We start from the raw sequence: 17,615 nt of genomic DNA, 5'->3' as shown, positions 1-17,615 counted from the left end.
TCCGGACCGGGGCTCAGAACCGGTCGAGCAGCTGCTCCAGGGCCGGCTGGTCGCGCGCGAAGTCGAACCGGTAGTCCCGGTGCATCCCGGTGATCGGCCGTCCGGTGACGTCCTTCTCGCGCAGGACCGGCTCCTCGGGGCACCAGAACTGGTGCAGCGTGTGCCCCAGCGCCGTGGCCAGGAGGTACTCGTTGTTGGAGTTGTAGGAAGCTCCGACGAACCCGATCACGTCGAGGTGCTCACGGCTGAACAGCTGGCCGTAGAGTTGTGAGCCGATGTAGCCGGCGACGACCCTGGCCTCCCGGAACAGCGCCGCCTGCTCGGCGATCGTGTGCTCCTCGGGCCGCAGCACCGTGAACCCGCGCGCCGCGAACAGCGCCTCGAGCTCGTCGGCGTTGACGCACTCGCGCCAGAGCCCGCGCTGGCGGCTGAGGAAGATGCGCTCGTGCCCGGCTCCGCGCACCTGCTCCACACCGGTCTGCAGCCGGCTGTAGACGTCCCTGATCTGCGGGCTGACGTAGCGCCCGATGTGGTACATCGGCATCGCCGCGACCAGCGAGTCGACCCGCACCGCCCCGTCGAAGACCACGACGTCCTCGGGCGGGATGCCGAAGGCCGCGAGCAGCTCGAGCTGGAACGGCACCACCTTGCTGACCAGCAGCTTGAGGCCGGGGTTGGCGGCCTTCGCCTGCGGCCAGCCCCAGAGCCTGCCGAGCCGCTCGGTCATGAAGTGGCCGAAGTGCGCGGGGTACTCGTGGTCGAGGTGGTAGTACTGCCCGACGAGCCGGTCGGGCGACGACACGTCTGGGGCGTGCACGAAGTAGTGCGAGGTGTCGCGCAGCCGGGTCCGCGTCTGCATCGGGCCACCCCACAGCCGGAAGGAGTCGGGCAGGACCAGGTTGTCCTTGACGAGCAGCCCCGCGGGGAGGGCGACGACGTCGTCGTACTCGCGGAGCAGGAGCTTGGGGACCCCGAACCTGACCGGGTAGCGCCTGGCCCGCTGCTCCTCGTCGTTGTGGTGGCCCAGGGCGCTGGAATCGACGACCGTGCGGCGTATCTTGCGCACGACGCGGGACCAGTCGGCACCCTCCCGGCGCCGCAGGATCGGCTCGAGCTCGGTGTGCCGGACCTTGATGCTCACCTCGCCACGACGCCGTACGACGACGAGGTCCCGGGAGACCTCGACGCTCTCGATCGTCCTGGCGAGCTCGCGATCCAACGGGTCCAGGCCCGCGGCGGGTGCGGCTGCGCCACCGGCGGCCTGCGCCAGCCGGCAGGCGAGCTCGACGACGTTGCCCCCGGTGACGTCGGCCCCGTCGTCGGACCAGACCGAGGCCGCGTCGTCGACGACGTAGACCCCACCCGAGCGGACGTGGCCCAGCAGCCACCTCAGCAGGCGGCGCTTCTCGTACTGGGAGGTCGAGCCGTGCTCGACGACGAGGTCGTAGGGGCCCGAGCTCGACATCAGCTGATGCAGCTCGGGCGAGGTCGCGACCGGGTGCCGCGGCCACGGCACCTCCGGAACGCGCTCCCCGGGCACGGCGGGCTTCTCGTCCGACCCCTCACCCAGGACGAACCCGGTCACCGAGGCGCCGTCGAGCAGTTCGCGCAGGGAGGCGTACAGCGCGTCGAGGTCGCCGGGACCCGCCACCATCGCCACGGTCTCGATCCGGAGGCCCGCCAGCGCGCGGCGGTAGGCCGCCAGACGCGGACCGACCTCGTGGACCTGCGGCTGGACGGACGGACGTGCGAGCTGGACCGGCGTGAACCTGCGCAGCAACGGGGAACGGATGAGCGGCATGGCAGATGGTTACACGCGAGAGCGCCAAACGTAGCGCGCAGCGTCCAGGGTCTATCCGGCTCACCGTGTCTCGGATTAGTGTCCCTGTGCATGTACTACCTCGACTTCTTCACGCAGATGCACGCTCGGCTGCAGCCGCAGACCTACCTCGAGATCGGCGTCGCCGAGGGCAAGAGCATCCGGCTCTCCTCCTGCCGTTCCGTGGGCATCGACCCCGGCTTCAAGATCGTCACGCCGCTCGACGGCGACTACGCCCTGATCCGTACGACGAGCGACGAGTACTTCAGCCGTGAGGACCCTCTCGAGCCCACCGGCGGGCGTCGTTTCGACCTGGCCTTCATCGACGGTCTGCACCTCTTCGAGTTCGCCCTTCGCGACTTCATCAACACCGAGCGGCACTGCACGGAGCAGTCCCTGATCGTCTTCGACGACGTCCTCCCGCGCTCGGTCGACGAAGCGGCCCGCGAGCGGCACACGACGGAGTGGACCGGCGACGTCTTCCCGATCCTCGACGTGCTGGCCCAGTACCGCCCCGAGCTATCCGTGGTGCCGGTCAACACCACCCCGACCGGGTTGCTGCTGGTGATGGGGCTGGACCCGGGCAGCACCGTGCTCGCGGACAACTTCGAGGCGATCCTGGCCAGCAGGCGGCGGCCGGACCCCCAGGACGTGCCGGAGCTCCTGCTGGACCGCACCAGCGTCTCGTCACCCCAGCGGGTGCTGGACTCGGGGTTCTGGGACGTGCTGCGCGAGTCCCGTGAGGGCAACCCGAGCTTTCGGACCGACCTCAACCAGGCGCTCACCACCAGCCTGGGCCCGGCCTTCGCGGGCCGGGTCCCCGCCTGACCAGCACGCAGCCTCTCCGGGTCAGCCGACCCGGTCGCCGTACCACCTGCGCAGCGCGGGCACCTTGCGCAGGCCCGCGACCACCGGGCCCGGCACCGCCTTGCGCACCCGGACCAGGACACCCGCACCGGACGTCCCGGCCGCTTCCTGCGTCGCGCCGGGCGCCGAGGTGGGCGATGAGGTGGGTTCCAGGGACATGGAGCCCACCCCGTCCACGGCGAGGGTCAGGCCCAGCGGCGCCGGCTTCATGTTCCCGAACGCGACGGACAGCGGGTAGCGGCCGGCGAGCCCGGAGAGCCACGCCTGGAGGTGCGTCCCCTCGGCGTCGGTCCGCAGCACCGCAGGGATCCTCAGGCCGCCCAGGAGCAGGGAGCCCGCCAGCTCGTCGGTCCGGGCCACGTGGGGACCCCGGACCGGCAGCACCAGCTCGATGCCCTCGACCGACTCGGTGATCCGCGCCGCGGTGTGGTCGGGCTTGAAGTAGCGGCGCCGGACCCGGTCCACCTGCAGCAGCAGGTCGTCGCTCTGCAGCGTCGGCACCACCGGACGTCCGCTGATCAGGCCCGCGGCCAGCCGGGTCCGCGGGAGCGGGGACCAGGCGCTGTGCCCGGGTGCGGTGGCGAGGACCCCGACGAGCCAGTCGCCCTCGTCGAGGGGGTGACCGAGCGCAGCGGTCCCCACGTCGAGCCGCCCGCTGAGCACGACCCCGTCCGTGGTGGTCTCGGCCTGCGTCGGCACGGCGTACTCGATCCCGTCCTGACCGCGTACGGCGAAGCGGTACTCCGCCTCGGGCCACGTCACGGAGGCGATGGCGCCCAGGACCAGGTCGACGCCGTCCCAGGTCGCGCTCGGCTCCCGGACCGTGACCTCGTCCTCGATGCCGGCGTCGCCGCCAGTCTGCGAGGCGGCCAGCACCGGGTAGTCCTCCAGGGCCGTGACCTTCTTCGCCTCGGCGAGCAGCGTCTCGTGCCAGCCGTCCAGCCAGCCGGCGGCGGACTCGGCGGACGGCACGGGCACGCCGGCGGCCAGGGAGGCCGACACCAGGGCGACGGCCACGGGTCCCCCGGAGGCCTCTGCGCCCCACGTCGCCTGCCCGACCCGGCGGCCCACGACGAGGTCGTGGCCCTGCTCCGCCACGGCCGTCAGCCGGGCGATCGCCTCGGGATGGAGCAGGTCGCCGATCCTGATCACCAGGAGGCCGTCCGCACGGCTGTGCGTCACCACCCGCTCCATCGCCGGACCCCAGCCGTCGGCCTCCACGGTGACGACCTCGAGGTTCGGCCGCTTCCGGACGAGGTCCTCGAGTCGCTCCCGCGACGCCGGGTCGAGCTCCGGGACCACGTAGGTGACCGAGAAGTCCGGCAGCGGGACCTGCTGGAGGTCGAGGGCACCGGAGGTGCGGGCGAGGTCGTCGAGACTCTCGCACAGCACGGGGACCTGAACGTGCATCGGCGGACTCCTGTAGCTCGGGTGCAGGAACGCCCGATCAGGCTAACCGAGAATCAGGGTCTGCACCCTTCGCTCACTGGCCCAGTTTCTCGTACTTCGCCTCGGTGGCGGCCTTGCGGGGGCGCCACCAGTCCTCGTGGGTGCGGTACCACTCGATCGTGCTGGCCAGCCCGCTCTCGAAGTCGGTCATGGCCGGCTCCCAGCCCAGCTCGGTGCGGAGCTTGGTGGAGTCGATCGCGTAGCGCAGGTCGTGCCCGGCCCGGTCGTTGACGTGGTCGAAGTCGTCCTCGGGGCGGCCCATCAGGCGCAGCAGGGCCTGGACGACCTCCAGGTTGTTCCGCTCCCCGTCGGCCCCGATCAGGTAGGTCTGGCCGATCTCGCCGCGCTCGATGATCCGCAGCACCGCGGAGCTGTGGTCCTCGGCGTGGATCCAGTCGCGCACGTTGAGGCCGGCGCCGTACAGCCGCGGCCGGATGCCGTCGATCAGGTTGGTGATCTGGCGCGGGATGAACTTCTCCACGTGCTGGTAGGGGCCGTAGTTGTTCGAGCAGTTGCTGATCGTGGCGCGCACCCCGAAGGACCTCACCCAGGCGCGGACCAGCAGGTCCGATCCTGCCTTGGTCGAGGAGTACGGGCTCGAGGGGTTGTACGGCGTGGCCTCGGTGAACCTGTCCGGCGAGTCGAGCTCGAGGTCGCCGTACACCTCGTCGGTCGAGATGTGGTGCATCCGCAGGTCGTGACGCCGGGCGGCCTCGAGCAGGGTGAAGGTGCCGGTGAGGTTGGTGTGCATGAACGGCGACGGGTCGTCGAGCGAGTTGTCGTTGTGCGACTCCGCCGCGAAGTGCACCAGCACCCCGTCCTCGGCGGCGGTCCTGGCGGCCAGGTCCCCCACCAGCGCGGGGTCCGCGATGTCGCCCACGACCAGCTCGAGCCGCTCGGGCGGCAGCCCCTCCAGGGTGCGCCGGTCCCCGGCGTAGGTGAGCTTGTCGAGCACGGTCACGTGGGCGTCGGTGTGCTCGAGCACGTGACGCACGAAGTTGGAACCGATGAATCCAGCACCACCGGTGACCAGGAAGGACGAAGGCATGCGCCGCACTTTATCGGTCGGCCCCGCTCGCCGGCGGCGCCGGACCCCGTGGGCCCGGCGCCGCCGCTCAGTGGTCCCGTGGTGGGGCCGTGCGGGCTCAGCCCTTCTTGGCGAGGTCCGCGATCGTCTTCAGGTCGAACTTCTCGGCCGTCTCCTTGGTGACCACGACCGCGTCGCTGTCCTGGGCCTCCGACTGCTCCAGCGCGACCAGGTTCGCCGGCAGCGCCTTGGTCAGGGCGGCGTAGACGTCCTCGGGGCTGGTGGCGGTGGTGTTCTTGTCGATGAAGGTCAGGATCGTGCCGGTGTACTCGGGGAAGAGGTCGAGCGAGCCCGACTCCAGTGCCGGGTAGTACTTCTCCCGGCTCCCGATGTTCAGCTTCTTCTTGACCGTGGCTCCCTGCGCCTCCAGCGCCTGCGCGTAGATCTCGGCGAGGATCTCGTTCTCGGTGAAGTTCGCCGAGCCGACGGTCAGCGACACGTCCTTTGCGGAGTCCGTGGTGGTGGTCGGCAAGTTCTCGGCCAGCCAGCTCTTCGCGACCGCGGCGGGCTCCTTCTTCTCGTTGGTGACCTCACCGATCAGGTCACCGACGCCGTCGGTGGTCAGCTTCGCCGAGATCGCGTCGAGGACCTTCTTGACGCCGTCGGTCGCCTTGTCCTTGTTGATGATCGGGACGATGTTCTGCGCTGCGAAGTTCGACTTGGGGTCCTCGAGGATCACGAAGTCGTTCGCCTCGATGGCCGGGTCGGTGGTGAACAGGTCGACCGCGTCGACCTGTCCGCGCTTGAGCGCGTTCACGGTCACCGGGCCGCCGACGTCGGTGACGGTGTACTTCGCGAACTTCACCCCGTAGTTCTTCTCCAGGCCGGGGATTCCGTCGGTGCGGGTCTTGAACTCCGGCGGCCCGCCGAAGATCATCTGGGAGGCGATCGTCCCGCTCCCGCTCTTGGAGCCCGAGTCCGAGTCCGAGTCGCTCGACCCGCACCCGCTCAGGCCCAGGGTCAGGGCGGTGGCGGTCGCGGCGAGCGCAACGAGCTTGGTTCTCATGTTCTTCTCCTGGTGGTTTCCACTGGTGGACAACTTCTCGGCGAGCCGGGCCCTGGTCATGCTGCCTCCGCGGTGAGCTCCTGCTCGAGCACTGCCGTGCGCGAGTCGGGGGTCGCCCCGCCATTGCCGTCGTACCCCTCACGGTCCGCACGACGCGTGCGGCCGGTGATTCCCCGCGATACGGACAGTCGCTGCAGCGCGGCCAGGAGCAGGTCCGCCGCGAGCGCGAGGGCCGCGACCAGCAGCCCGCCGCTCACCATCTGCGGGTAGTCCTGCTGCGCGAGGCCGTCGTAGATGAACCGGCCCAGGCCGCCGAGCGTGACGTAGGCGGCGATCGTGGCGGTCGCGATCACCTGGAGCGTGGCGGAGCGGAAGCCGGAGAAGATCAGCGGCAGCGCGTTCGGCAGCTCCACCCGGAACAGCACCTGCGGACCGGTCATCCCCATGCCGTACGCCGCGTCCCGCGCAGCCGGGTCGACGTTCTGCACCCCGGCAACGGTGTTGGACAGGATCGAGGGGATCGCCAGCAGCACCAGCACGATCTCGGTCGGGATCACGTAGCCGGCGTCGGTGCGGCCGTAGAAGTTGGGCGCGATCATCACCACCAGCAGCACGAGCAGGCCGACGCTGGGCAGGGCCCGGATGGCATTGGCCGCGCTCACCAGCCAGGTGGCGCGGTGGGAGTGCCCGATCCAGAGCCCGAGCGGCAGCGCGAGGACCAGGGCGATCGCGAGGGCGACTGCGGAGTACTCGAGGTGGGCGCCGAGCTGCTCCCAGATGCCGGGGTCGAAGTTCGTGCCCTCCCAGTGCACCGGGTCGGTGAGCCAGTCGAAGACGGAGCCGATCATGCGCTCACCGCCCGTCGCCACGGGGTCAGCAACCGGCTGGCCAGGAGCACCAGGCCGTCGAGGGTGGCGGCGAGGAGCACGCACAGCACGATGCCGAGGACGATCGGCGGGTAGTACGGCGTGTCCGTGGACAGCTTGAAGCCCTCGTCGAAGAGGCGGCCCAGGTTGTCGAAGCCGATCGTGCCGGCGACCGTGACGATGCTGACGTTGGCGACGATCGCGACCCGCAGCCCGGCGGTGATCACCGGCACCGCCATCGGCAGCTCCACCCGGAAGAACCGGCCCAGCGGGCGGTAGCCCAGCGCCGTGGCCGCCTGCAGGGTCTCCTGCGGGACGGCTCCGAGGCCGTCAGCCACCACCCGCACCAACAGTGCGAGCGAGTAGACGCTCAGCGCGATCGGCACCTGGACCGGGCTGAGCGGGTCCAGCCCCAGCAACGGCGGGATCAGCACGAACAGCGCGATGGAAGGGATCGTGTAGAGCAGTCCGGAGATCGACATCATCGGCGGGTAGAGCCAGCCGTGGCGTCGGGAGAGCCAGCCCAGGGGCAACGCGAGGAGCAGCCCCACCACGACGGGGACCACCGAGAGCCAGGTGTGGTCCCACAGGTAGCCGAGGTCCTCGGAGCGATGGTCGAGGAAGTAGCCGAAGAAGTGCCACGGCGACGAGCTCGCGGAGTCCAGAGGGATCACCTCGGCGTCTCCGGGACCCCGGCGGGAGCCTCGATCAGGGCGAGCACCTCGCTCGCCGTGGTCGAGCCGAGCAGCCGGCCGGAGTCGTCGACGACGATGCCGCGCCCCGAGGGCGAGGACAGGCAGGCGTCCAGGGCCGCACGCAGGGTGCCGCCCTGGGTGGCCAGGGTCCCGCCGCGGTAGAGCATCCGGTCCTCGACCACCGAGCCGTGCGGCTCGTCGTCGAGGTTCAGCCACCCCTGCGGCTCACCGGACCCGTCGACCGCCAGCAGCCACTCGCCGTCGCCGCCCGAGGGCAGCGGCTCACCCATCGTGACCGTGGCCTCGTCGTGGGTCTCGATCGTGCCCGCGCTGGTGAACCCGAGGGCCCGGTAGCCCCGGTCGCGCCCCACGAAGCCCGCGACGAAGGCGTCCACGGGGCGCGAGAGCAGCTCTGCCGGGGTGGCGACCTGGGCCAGCTGCCCACCGACGCGCAGCACCGCGACCCGGTCACCGAGCTTGATCGCCTCGTCGATGTCATGGGTGACGAACACGATCGTCTTGCCGAGCTCGCCCTGAAGCCGCAGGAACTCGTCCTGGAGCTGCTCGCGGACCACCGGGTCGACGGCCGAGAAGGGCTCGTCCATCAGCATCACCGGCGGGTCGGCGGCCAGTGCCCGGGCGACGCCGACACGCTGCTGCTGGCCACCGGAGAGCTGACCGGGATAGCGGGTAGCGAACGCAGGGTCGAGGCCGACCCGCTCCAGCAGCTCCATCGCGCGCGCCCGGGCCGTGGCCTTCTTGGTGCCGAGCAGGAAGGGCACCGTCGCCACGTTGTCCAGGATCGTGCGGTGTGGGAACAGCCCGGCGTGCTGGATCACGTAGCCGATCTGCCGGCGCAGCTCGTGGGCCGCGATGGTGCCGGTGTCGGTCCCGTCGAGCCAGATCTTGCCGGAGGTCGGCTCGACCATCCGGTTGATCATCCGCAGCGAGGTGGTCTTGCCGCATCCCGACGGGCCGACCAGGACGGTGATCTCCCCCGTCGGCGCCTCGAGGTCCAGCTCGTCCACCGCGACGGTCCCGTCCGGGTAGCGCTTGGTGGCTCGGTCGAAGCGGATCATCCTCGGGTCTCCTCCTGCTCGGGGACCGGGCCCGGTGAGGCGTCCTGCCTCTCGGAGGCGCCGACGCGGCGGAAGGCCACACGCACCTTCGGTGAGCCCTCGGCTGCTGCCGTGCGCCGACTATCGCATTCCGGGCTCACGTTCGGGAAGTCTCCCAGACCGCTCGCCGACCGCGCCGTCGGAGAGGGTTCAGGCCTGCTTCAGCGTGACCTGGGTCTCAGCCTGCTGCTGGGCCGAGCGCTGGGCGCTCTGCTGCGCGTCCCAGGCGACCAGCTCGACGAGCGGGTCGGAGACGGGGACGGCGCTCTCGCCGCGGAGCACGGCGATGCTGTCCTCGAGCACGTGCACCCGCTCCTCGGCCTGCGCGAGCCGGGACTCCGCACGCTGGGCCCGGGTCTCGTGCTGGGTGAGCAGGCCCTCGAGCTCGCGCTGGCACAGGTGGGACTCGGCCAGGCGCTCGGTCATCGCGGTGGTGAACTCGGCGTGCTCGGCCGCCCTCTCGCTGAACAGCGTCTTGTAGGCGGCCGCAGCAGCGGCACGGTCCCTGGCGTTCTCGCGCCGCGACTGGAGCACCTCGGTCCAGGTGATGCGTACGGCGGTCCACCCCAGCACCAGCGAGGTCACCGAGGCCAGGCTGAGCCACAGCGGCGACTGGGTCGGCAGCGAGGCGAGGACCGCGGCCGTGGCCACGCAGAGCAGCGAGATCGCCACGGTGAGCCGGACACTGCGCTGACGACGGCGCATGCGGGTGCGCGGGGCGGCCATGCGCCGCAGCCTAGGTCGCTACTCCCTGGGGCGGGGCACGCGACACGCATGCTCCAGCGCCAGGGCTGCCCCCGTCGCAGCGGCCGCGCCGAGCGCCGCGAGGCCCGAGTGCCACAGCCGGGTGGTCGAGGAGGGGTCGCCGACCCCGAGCTGGCTCACGGCGTACCCGACGTACCCACCGGCCAGCAGCACCCCGACCAGGGCGCACGCCTTGCCCAGCACCAGCCGGTTCACGGCCTGGTGCGTGGCCAGGGCGAAGCGGTCGCGACGCACCGTGCGCCAGGTGAGGTACGCCGTGCCGCCGATGATCGCGGCGGCGAAGAACAGCAGCGCCACCGAGAACAGCGAGACGTCCGGCTCGGCCAGCCCCAGCCGCAGGCACAGCGGGCGGACCGCCCAGCCCACCACCATGCCCACGACACCGGTCAGCACCAGCGGACCCGGCCCGGTCGGCTGGATCCGGCCCTGCTGGTCCGGCTGCTCGGACTCGTCGTCCGGCCCGGACTCCTCGCGGCGTCCGCGGGGGTGCTCGTCGCCGGGCCCGCTCACGGGTGCGGCCTCGAGCAGCGCCTCGTCGAGCCCATGGGCCTCAGCCGAGCTCGAGCTCGATGTCCTCGCGCAGCCGGACACCGTCGCGGCCGGTCTTCTCGACCAGCTCCTTGACGGGGCCGAAGCCGGGGATCTCTGCGTCGGGCTCGAGGTCGAGCCACGGCACCAGCACGAACGCCCGGCCCGCGGCGCGAGGGTGCGGCAGCACGAGGTCGTCCTCGTCGGCACGGCGGTCGCCGAGCACGATCAGGTCGACGTCGAGGGTGCGCGGAGCGTTGCGCTCCCCGCCCGCCTCACGACCGTAGGCGGCCTCGGTCGCGAGGGCCCGCTCGAGCAGGGTGCGCGCGGAGAGCGTGGTGTCGAGCAGCACGATCGCGTTCAGGAACTCCTTGGAGCCCTCGGTAGCGTCGACAGGGTCGGTCTCGTAGACGGGCGAGACGTCGGTGACCCACACGTCGGGGGTGTCTGCCAGCGCGTTCACCGCGCCCTGCAGGTTGGCCCGGCGCTCACCGAGGTTGGACCCGATCGAGATCACCGCACGGCGGATCGGGTGCATCTCACCGGTGAGGCTGTCGGCGTCGACGATGTTGGGATTGGGGGACTCGGTCACGTGGAGCTCCGGTTGATGGTCAGGGCGACATCGTCGAACTTCGCCTGGATCGGGGCGTGCGGCTTGTGCACGGTCACTTCTACGTCCTCGACCCCGGCGTGACGCAGACAGGTGTCCGCGATCCGCTGCGCCAAGGTCTCGATCAGGTCGACCGGGTCGTTCTCGACGGCCGACCGGACCTCATCGACAAGAGTTCCGTAGTCGACCGTGTCCTGCAAATCGTCGCTGCGCGCGGCCGCGCTCGTGTCCATGCCGAGCACGAGGTCGATCACGAACTCCTGGCCGTCGCGACGCTCGAAGTCGAAGACGCCGTGGTGCCCGTGGATCGCGAGACCCCGCACCGCGAGGCGGTCCACCGGCTGGCGTGCGGGAACGGTACTGAGCTGGTCGGTCATCGTGGTCAGACACTACCGGCGGGTGCATGGGACCGGAACGGCCGTCCCACCCTGCTCGCCTGCGGCGTCCTGACCTGCGCGAACGTCGGTCTCAGCCGTCTCCGCGCCAGCGGCTGACCACCCGGATGGCGTCCAGGCTGGCCCGGACCTCGTGCACCCGGACCGCCCAGACCCCCTGGATCGCGGCGATGGTGGTCAGGGCCACGTTGGCGTCCTCACGGTCGTGAACCGCCCTCGGGTTGCCGTCGGGATCGGCCAGGAGGGAGCCGAGGAAGGACTTCCGGCTGGAGCCCACGAGGATCGGCGTCCCGAGCGTCTCCAGCTCCGGCAGCCGGCGCAGCAGCTCCCAGTTGTGCGTCGGCATCTTGGCGAACCCCAGGCCGGGGTCGACCACGATCCGGTCGGGGTCCACCCCCGCGGCGACCGCGGCCTCGATGCGCTGGGCGAGCTCGTCGCGGACCTCGACCAGCACGTCGTCGTAGGACGCCAGCTGCTGCATCACCTCGGAGTGGGCCCGCCAGTGCATCGCGACGTACGCCGCTCCGTGCTCGGCGACCACGTCGAGGACCTGCGGGTCCGCCAGCCCGCCGGAGACATCGTTGACCAGCACCGCGCCGGCCTCGAGCGCCGCGTGCGCGACCTCGTGGCGCATCGTGTCGACCGAGACCGCGACCCCGTCGGCGGCCAGTGCCCGGATCACCGGGACGACCCGGTCGAGCTCCTCGGCGGCCAGCGGCCGGGTGGCCCCCGGCCGGGTGGACTCACCGCCGATGTCGAGCAGGTCGGCGCCCCGGGCGTGCAAGTGCAGGCCGTGGGCGATCGCCGCGTCCGTGGTGGCGTGCTGACCCCCGTCGGAGAAGGAGTCGGGCGTGACGTTGACCACCCCCATCACCAGCGGACGGGTCAGTACCGGCAGGCCCTCGGCCCACGACTCCCGGCCGGTCATCGCAGCTGCAGCGGCTTCCGGGTGGGCCGGCTCATCGTCGTGCGGCGTTGATCAGGGACATCGCCTCGGCACGCGTGGCGGGGCGGTGCATGATGCCGCGCACGGCAGAGGTGATCGTGCGGGCGCCCGCCTTGCGGACCCCGCGCATGGTCATGCACAGGTGCTCGGCCTCGATCACCACGATCACGCCGCGGGCCTCGAGGATGTCGACCATGGCGTCGGCGACCTGGGTGGTCAGGCGCTCCTGGACCTGCGGGCGCTTGGCGTAGACGTCGACCAGCCGCGCGAGCTTGGAGAGCCCGGTGATCTTCCCGTTCTCGTTCGGGATGTAGCCCACGTGGGCCACCCCGGTGAACGGCACCAGGTGGTGCTCGCACATCGACCACAGCTCGATGTCGCGCACCAGCACCATCTCGTCGTGCCCGATGTCGAAGGTGGTGCTGAGCACGTCCTCCGGCCGCTGGTGGATCCCCTGGGTCAGCTCGGCGTACGCCCTGGCGACCCGGGCCGGGGTCTCCTGGAGCCCCTCGCGGTCCGGGTCCTCACCGATCGCGATCAGCAGCTCGCGCACCGCGGCGGCGGCCCGGTCGTGGTCGAATGCCGCCACCGCCCCCTGCCCCTCGCCGATGGGGTCGACGGTCATGACGAAGGGCTCGGCGGGGCCGGCGGGTTGACACCGAGTCCCGGTTCCCCGTGGACGTCCCCGCCCGGTCCGGGAGGCGTGATCACCGCCGCGTTCTGGTCCTCGTCGGTGGTGGCGCCCTCGGCGGCCGCCACCCGGATCTTCTCCGGGATCACCACGGGCGGGATGCTCGACGGGTTGCGCTCGGGCGACCCGGTCCACGCGGGACGACGCGCACGGCGGCGCAGGGGCTCGAAGATCTCGGCGATCTGGGCCTTGTCCAGCGTCTCCTTCTCCATCAGCGCGAGCACCAGGCTGTCGAGGACGTCCCGGTTCTCCTCGAGGATGTCGAACGCCTCCTGGTGCGCGGCGGCGAGAAGGTTCTTGGTCTCCTCGTCGACGATGGCCGCGATGGACTCCGAGTAGTTGCGGGTGTGGCCCATGTCGCGGCCCAGGAACGGCTCGCCCTCGGTCTCGCCGAGCTTGATCGCGCCGAGGCGCTCGGTCATGCCGTACTGGGTCACCATCGCGCGGGCCAGCGAGGTGGCCTTCTCGATGTCGTTGCCGGCGCCGGTGGTCGGGTCGTGGAAGACCATCTCCTCCGCTGCCCGGCCGCCCATCATGTAGGCCATCTTGTCCAGCATCTCCGAGCGCGTCTGGGAGTACTTGTCCTCGTCGGGGAGGACCATCGTGTAGCCCAGCGCCCGGCCGCGCGGCAGGATCGTGACCTTGTGCACCGGGTCGGTGCCGGGGAGCGCCGCGGCGACCAGGGCGTGGCCGCCCTCGTGGTACGCCGTGATCATCCGCTCCTTCTCGCTCATCAGGCGGGTGCGCTTCTGCGGACCTGCGATGACTCGGTCGATCGCCTCGTCGAGGGCGTGCTTGTCGACCAGCTTCCCGTTCTCGCGCGCGGTCAGCAGGGCCGCCTCGTTGAGCACGTTGGCCAGGTCCGCACCGGTGAAGCCCGGCGTACGGCGGGCCACGGAGAGCAGGTCCACGTCGGGCGCGATCGGCTTGCCGCGCGCGTGCACCTTGAGGATCTCGAAGCGCCCGTTGAGGTCGGGGGCGTCCACGCTGATCTGGCGGTCGAAGCGGCCCGGGCGCAGCAGCGCCGGGTCGAGCACGTCGGGACGGTTCGTCGCGGCGATCAGGATGACCCCGCCGCGCACGTCGAAGCCGTCCATCTCCACCAGCAGCTGGTTCAGGGTCTGCTCGCGCTCGTCGTGACCGCCGCCCATGCCGGCGCCGCGGTGGCGGCCGACGGCGTCGATCTCGTCGATGAACACGATCGCGGGGGCGTTCTCCTTGGCCTGCTCGAACAGGTCGCGCACGCGGGAGGCGCCGACACCGACGAACATCTCCACGAAGTCCGAGCCGGAGATGGAGTAGAACGGGACGCCCGCCTCGCCGGCGACCGCACGCGCGAGCAGCGTCTTGCCGGTTCCGGGCTGCCCGTAGAGCAGCACGCCCTTGGGGATCTTGGCACCCACGGCCTGGAACTTCGCCGGCTCCTGGAGGAACTCCTTGATCTCACCGAGCTCCTCGATCGCCTCCTCGCAGCCGGCCACGTCGGCGAAGGTCGTCTGCGGCATGTCCTTGGTGATCAGCTTGGCCTTGGACTTGCCGAACTGCATCACCTTGCCGCCGCCGCCCTGAACCTGGTTCATCAGGAACAGGAACAGCAGCACGATCAGCACCAGCGGGAGCAGCGTGGCGAGGATCGAGCCCAGCAGGCTGGGCTTGGGGTTCTTGACGTTGAAGTCCTTGATGGTGCCCTTGTCGACCTGGTCCTGGACCTGGTTGACCAGCTTGACCTGCTGACCGGTGACCCAGGTGGCCATCACCTTCTTGCCGTCGTCCAGCGTCGCCCGGATCTGCTGGTCGCCGCCGTCGACGAAGGTGACCTCCTTGACCTTGCCCGAGTTGATGTCCTCCACCATCTGGGAGGTCTCGACCTCGGTGTACCCACCGTTGGGCACGAGGTACTGGAGGGCCAGCAGGACACCGACCACGGCAACCGGGATCCAGAGCCATGGACTACGCACGATTCGCTTCACCGCGTAATCCTCTCAGGTCACTCCACAGCGTGGAACGAGTCTCCCCATCCGGCTTCCCAGAGGCGGCTCTGGGGCGTCTCCGGGGCGTCTCTGAGGCGCCGGGCGCCTAGGAATAGACGTGCGGAGCGAGGGTCCCGATGTCCCTGAGGTTGCGGTACTTCTCGTTGTAGTCGAGGCCGTAGCCGACCACGAACTCGTTGGGGATGTCCCAGCCGACGTACTTGGGGTCGATGTTCATCTTCTGCGCGTCCGGCTTGCGCAGCAGCGTGCAGATCTCCACGGACGCGGGGTTGCGCGAGTTCAGGTTGGAGGTCAGCCACATCAGCGTGAGGCCGGTGTCGATGATCTCGTCGACGATCAGCACGTGACGTCCGCTGATGTCGGTGTCGAGGTCCTTGAGGATGCGTACGACTCCGGAGCTCTTCGTGCCCGAGCCGTAGGAGGAAACCGCCATCCAGTCCATCTCGACGTGGCGGTTGAACGCCCGGCCGAGGTCGGCCATCACCATCACGGCACCGCGCAGGACGCCGACGATCAGCAGGTCCTCGCCCTCGTAGTCCCGCTCGATCTGCCGGGCCATCTCCTGGAGTCGACCCAGGATCTGCTCCTCGGTGAACATGATGTTGACGAGGTCACCTTCGACGTCTGCTGCGTCCATGTGCGAAAGCCTGCCACGTCACCGGTCGCGGGAAGTCTCAGGGTCCCCCGAGCGTTGTGCCGTTCATGCACCTTTCCGTACTCGATCTCGTCCCCGTCCGGACCGACCAGACCACCAGCGACGCCCTCGCGGCCACCCGTCGCCTCGCCCGCGCCGCCGAGGAGTCGGGCTACCGCCGCTACTGGCTCGCCGAGCACCACAACATGCCGGCGGTGGCCGCCACGAACCCGCCGCTGCTGATCGCGATGGTGGCCGCCGCCACCGAGCGGATCCGGGTGGGCTCCGGCGGCGTGATGCTGCCGAACCACGCGCCCCTCGTGATCGCCGAGCAGTTCGCCCTGCTCGAGGCCGCGTACCCCGGCCGGATCGACCTCGGCATCGGCCGCGCCCCCGGGTCGGACCCGGTGACCAGCTGGGCGCTGCGGCACGGCGCCGGCGGGGTCGAGGACGACGCGGTGGCGCGGTTCCCGACGTACGTCGACAACATCGTCTCGATGATGAGCCCCGAAGGAGTCGGGCTCCAGGTCCAGGGCCGGATGCACCCGCTGCTCGCCACCCCGCAGGCGACCTCGGTGCCGCCCGTGTGGCTGCTCGGCTCCTCGGACTACTCGGCGCGGCTGGCCGCCCAGCGTGGGCTGCCCTACGTGTTCGCGCACCACTTCTCCGGCGAGGGAACCGCCCGCGCGCTGGAGCTGTACCGCTCCACCTTCCAGCCCTCCGAGGCGCTCGCCGAGCCGCGCACGTTCCTGACCGTGAACGCGTCGGTCGCCGCGACCCAGGAGGAGGCCGACCGGCTCGCGCTGCCGCAGCTCGAGGCGATGGTCCAGCTGCGCACCGGCGGCCAGCTGCGCGCCCAGCGCTCCGTCGAGGAGGCCGAGAAGGACCCGGTCCCGGCCGCCCACCAGGGCCTGATCGAGTCCATGCGCACCCGCTGGGTGATCGGCGCCCCCGACACCGCGGCCGCCCAGGTCCGCGAGCTCGCCAGCACCTTCGACGTCGACGAGGTGATGCTCCACCCCGTCGGCGGCGCGTTCCTCGGCACGGCCCCCGACACCTCCCCCGCCCGCGAGGACACCCTGCGCCTGCTGGCCGAGGCGATCTGATCCGGATAGTCCGAGACAGTTCCGTCGTCTGAACACGCAAATCGGACCGGAAATGTCTCGGACTATCCCGTCGGGCGGAACCGGAGCCGGGGGCCGTCGGCGTACGCCGTGACGTGGCCGGGGAGCTGGACCTGCTTGCCCCTGGTGCCGGCGAGGCGCTGTACGGCGCGGACGTGGGCGTGGGTGAGCTCGGAGGGGATGGCGCCGGCGGCGATCGCGGCACGGCGTACGACGCGGGAGCGGATCGCCTCGGCGACGTCGTCGATCGCACCCAGGTCGAGGCCGTCGTCGGTCCGGGCCCGCTCGTAGGCCTCGAGCTCGAACGGCTCCACGAACTCCAGGTCCTCGCGGAGCTGCTCGGCGGTCCGGGCCAGGGCCGCGGCGACCCCCGGGCCGAGCTCGCGCTCGAGCACCGGCATCACTGTGTGCCGGATCCGCGAGCGGGTGAACCGCGGGTCGGTGTTGTGCGGGTCCTCCCACCAGGTGATCTCCTCGGCGCGGCAGGCGGCCTCGGTCTGGGCGCGGGTGAGGTCGAGCAGCGGGCGGGCGAAGCAGACCCCCTCCTCGACGTAGGAGCGGCGCATCCCCTGCAGCGACCGGCCCCCGGAACCGCGGGTCAGCCCGAGCAGCACCGTCTCGGCCTGGTCGTCGAGGGTGTGGCCGAGCAGGACCAGCCCGGCCCCGAAGTGGGTGGCCAGCTGCGAGAGGGCGACGTAGCGGGCCTGGCGGGCGCCGGCCTCCAGCCCCGAGGGGCCGGTGTCGACCGTGACCCTGATCGAGGCGGTCTCGTCGACCCCGAGCTGCGCCATCTGGGCGACCACCCGGGCGGTGTGCTCGTCGGACCCCGGCTGGAGCCCGTGGTCGACCGTGACCCCGATGACCCGGGTCCCGGCCTTGTGCGCCTCGAAGACGGTCGCCGCGAGCAGGGCCAGCGAGTCGGCGCCACCGGAGCAGGCGACGAGGACGGGGTTGCTCCCCTCGGCGGTGAGGCAGCGGCGTACGGCGACCCGCACCGCGGCCACCGAGGGATCCAGCGCCATGC

The 17,615-nt window shown here is 71.0% G+C and carries 18 protein-coding genes; 2 read left to right on the top strand and 16 right to left on the bottom strand.

Translation table 11 applies throughout. The annotated features are described in order from the left end of the window. Window positions 1–13 precede the first annotated feature (13 nt). Window positions 14–1,801 (bottom strand): glycosyltransferase family 61 protein, encoded by a 1,788-nt coding sequence (locus tag AC4BGC_RS00470; protein WP_490553910.1) that lies wholly within the window; start codon window positions 1,799–1,801, stop codon window positions 14–16. Window positions 1,802–1,891: 90 nt separating this feature from the next. Between AC4BGC_RS00470 and AC4BGC_RS00465 the strand changes: the two genes are divergently transcribed. Then, window positions 1,892–2,647, top strand: coding sequence for a class I SAM-dependent methyltransferase (locus tag AC4BGC_RS00465; RefSeq protein ID WP_490553909.1), 756 nt, complete (start codon window positions 1,892–1,894; stop codon window positions 2,645–2,647). 21 nt (window positions 2,648–2,668) lie between these two features. Here the strand turns inward: AC4BGC_RS00465 and AC4BGC_RS00460 are convergent, their stop codons facing one another. The 14 genes from AC4BGC_RS00460 to hpt form a co-directional block, all read right to left on the bottom strand. Continuing rightward, window positions 2,669–4,096, bottom strand: a complete 1,428-nt coding sequence (locus AC4BGC_RS00460; RefSeq protein ID WP_490553908.1) for a hypothetical protein — start codon at window positions 4,094–4,096, stop codon at window positions 2,669–2,671. 73 nt (window positions 4,097–4,169) lie between these two features. After that, window positions 4,170–5,183 (bottom strand): dTDP-glucose 4,6-dehydratase, encoded by a 1,014-nt coding sequence (rfbB, locus tag AC4BGC_RS00455; protein WP_490546705.1) that lies wholly within the window; start codon window positions 5,181–5,183, stop codon window positions 4,170–4,172. Between the two features lie 97 nt (window positions 5,184–5,280). Next, window positions 5,281–6,228, bottom strand: a complete 948-nt coding sequence (locus AC4BGC_RS00450) for a glycine betaine ABC transporter substrate-binding protein (RefSeq protein ID WP_490553907.1) — start codon at window positions 6,226–6,228, stop codon at window positions 5,281–5,283. A gap of 56 nt (window positions 6,229–6,284) precedes the next feature. Then, a complete protein-coding gene (locus tag AC4BGC_RS00445; protein ID WP_490546707.1) occupies window positions 6,285–7,076 on the bottom strand; it encodes an ABC transporter permease in 792 nt (263 codons plus the stop codon). Further along, window positions 7,073–7,768, bottom strand: a complete 696-nt coding sequence (locus tag AC4BGC_RS00440; RefSeq protein ID WP_490546708.1) for an ABC transporter permease — start codon at window positions 7,766–7,768, stop codon at window positions 7,073–7,075. Before AC4BGC_RS00440 ends, AC4BGC_RS00445 begins: the two co-directional genes overlap by 4 nt. After that, window positions 7,765–8,868, bottom strand: a complete 1,104-nt coding sequence (locus tag AC4BGC_RS00435; protein WP_490553906.1) for an ABC transporter ATP-binding protein — start codon at window positions 8,866–8,868, stop codon at window positions 7,765–7,767. Before AC4BGC_RS00435 ends, AC4BGC_RS00440 begins: the two co-directional genes overlap by 4 nt. A 189-nt stretch (window positions 8,869–9,057) precedes the next feature. Continuing rightward, on the bottom strand, window positions 9,058–9,633 hold the full coding sequence (locus AC4BGC_RS00430) for a hypothetical protein (protein WP_490553905.1): 576 nt from the start codon (window positions 9,631–9,633) through the stop codon (window positions 9,058–9,060). A gap of 18 nt (window positions 9,634–9,651) precedes the next feature. Then, window positions 9,652–10,182 carry a DUF3180 domain-containing protein gene (locus tag AC4BGC_RS00425; protein WP_490553904.1) on the bottom strand — a complete coding sequence of 177 codons (531 nt, stop codon included), beginning with the start codon at window positions 10,180–10,182 and terminating at the stop codon, window positions 9,652–9,654. A gap of 40 nt (window positions 10,183–10,222) precedes the next feature. Next, entirely contained in the window at window positions 10,223–10,792 is a 570-nt protein-coding gene (gene folK / locus AC4BGC_RS00420; RefSeq protein ID WP_490553903.1) for a 2-amino-4-hydroxy-6-hydroxymethyldihydropteridine diphosphokinase, read from the bottom strand. Further along, entirely contained in the window at window positions 10,789–11,187 is a 399-nt protein-coding gene (gene folB, locus AC4BGC_RS00415; protein WP_490546713.1) for a dihydroneopterin aldolase, read from the bottom strand. Before folB ends, folK begins: the two co-directional genes overlap by 4 nt. Window positions 11,188–11,278: 91 nt before the next feature. Continuing rightward, on the bottom strand, window positions 11,279–12,133 hold the full coding sequence (gene folP / locus AC4BGC_RS00410; RefSeq protein ID WP_490553902.1) for a dihydropteroate synthase: 855 nt from the start codon (window positions 12,131–12,133) through the stop codon (window positions 11,279–11,281). A gap of 31 nt (window positions 12,134–12,164) precedes the next feature. Continuing rightward, complete coding sequence (gene folE, locus AC4BGC_RS00405; protein WP_490546715.1) at window positions 12,165–12,776, bottom strand: GTP cyclohydrolase I FolE; 612 nt, start codon at window positions 12,774–12,776, stop codon at window positions 12,165–12,167. Beyond that, entirely contained in the window at window positions 12,773–14,812 is a 2,040-nt protein-coding gene (ftsH, locus tag AC4BGC_RS00400; RefSeq protein ID WP_490553901.1) for an ATP-dependent zinc metalloprotease FtsH, read from the bottom strand. The genes folE and ftsH overlap by 4 nt, the downstream gene beginning before the upstream one ends. A gap of 106 nt (window positions 14,813–14,918) precedes the next feature. Continuing rightward, complete coding sequence (gene hpt, locus AC4BGC_RS00395; RefSeq protein WP_490546717.1) at window positions 14,919–15,470, bottom strand: hypoxanthine phosphoribosyltransferase; 552 nt, start codon at window positions 15,468–15,470, stop codon at window positions 14,919–14,921. Window positions 15,471–15,535: 65 nt separating this feature from the next. Here hpt and AC4BGC_RS00390 point away from each other — a divergent pair, with 65 nt between their 5' ends. Continuing rightward, on the top strand, window positions 15,536–16,573 hold the full coding sequence (locus AC4BGC_RS00390; protein ID WP_490553900.1) for an LLM class flavin-dependent oxidoreductase: 1,038 nt from the start codon (window positions 15,536–15,538) through the stop codon (window positions 16,571–16,573). A 62-nt stretch (window positions 16,574–16,635) separates the two neighbouring features. On the opposite strand, the gene tilS is transcribed toward AC4BGC_RS00390, so the two are convergent. Next, window positions 16,636–17,613: a tRNA lysidine(34) synthetase TilS gene (gene tilS, locus AC4BGC_RS00385; RefSeq protein ID WP_490553899.1), complete on the bottom strand. Its 978-nt coding sequence runs from the start codon at window positions 17,611–17,613 to the stop codon at window positions 16,636–16,638. Between the last annotated feature and the right edge of the window lie 2 nt (window positions 17,614–17,615).

It is taken from the genome of Nocardioides sp. Z38_18 (genome assembly GCF_058215695.1).
Note: the sequence above shows the minus strand (reverse complement) of the source record. Positions and strands in the feature narration are given on the sequence as shown.

Excerpts from the sequence above, each read along its gene's own strand:
- hpt (WP_490546717.1), bottom strand. The coding sequence starts at position 15,470 with ATGGACGCAGCAGACGTCGAAGGTGACCTCGTCAACATCATGTTCACC.
- folP (WP_490553902.1), bottom strand. The coding sequence starts at position 12,133 with ATGACCGGCCGGGAGTCGTGGGCCGAGGGCCTGCCGGTACTGACCCGT.
- folB (WP_490546713.1), bottom strand. The coding sequence starts at position 11,187 with ATGACCGACCAGCTCAGTACCGTTCCCGCACGCCAGCCGGTGGACCGC.
- AC4BGC_RS00450 (WP_490553907.1), bottom strand. The coding sequence starts at position 6,228 with ATGAGAACCAAGCTCGTTGCGCTCGCCGCGACCGCCACCGCCCTGACC.
- AC4BGC_RS00390 (WP_490553900.1), top strand. The coding sequence starts at position 15,536 with ATGCACCTTTCCGTACTCGATCTCGTCCCCGTCCGGACCGACCAGACC.
- AC4BGC_RS00435 (WP_490553906.1), bottom strand. The coding sequence starts at position 8,868 with ATGATCCGCTTCGACCGAGCCACCAAGCGCTACCCGGACGGGACCGTC.
- AC4BGC_RS00430 (WP_490553905.1), bottom strand. The coding sequence starts at position 9,633 with ATGGCCGCCCCGCGCACCCGCATGCGCCGTCGTCAGCGCAGTGTCCGG.
- rfbB (WP_490546705.1), bottom strand. The coding sequence starts at position 5,183 with ATGCCTTCGTCCTTCCTGGTCACCGGTGGTGCTGGATTCATCGGTTCC.
- AC4BGC_RS00465 (WP_490553909.1), top strand. The coding sequence starts at position 1,892 with ATGTACTACCTCGACTTCTTCACGCAGATGCACGCTCGGCTGCAGCCG.
- AC4BGC_RS00445 (WP_490546707.1), bottom strand. The coding sequence starts at position 7,076 with ATGATCGGCTCCGTCTTCGACTGGCTCACCGACCCGGTGCACTGGGAG.
- AC4BGC_RS00470 (WP_490553910.1), bottom strand. The coding sequence starts at position 1,801 with ATGCCGCTCATCCGTTCCCCGTTGCTGCGCAGGTTCACGCCGGTCCAG.
- AC4BGC_RS00460 (WP_490553908.1), bottom strand. The coding sequence starts at position 4,096 with ATGCACGTTCAGGTCCCCGTGCTGTGCGAGAGTCTCGACGACCTCGCC.
- tilS (WP_490553899.1), bottom strand. The coding sequence starts at position 17,613 with ATGGCGCTGGATCCCTCGGTGGCCGCGGTGCGGGTCGCCGTACGCCGC.
- folE (WP_490546715.1), bottom strand. The coding sequence starts at position 12,776 with ATGACCGTCGACCCCATCGGCGAGGGGCAGGGGGCGGTGGCGGCATTC.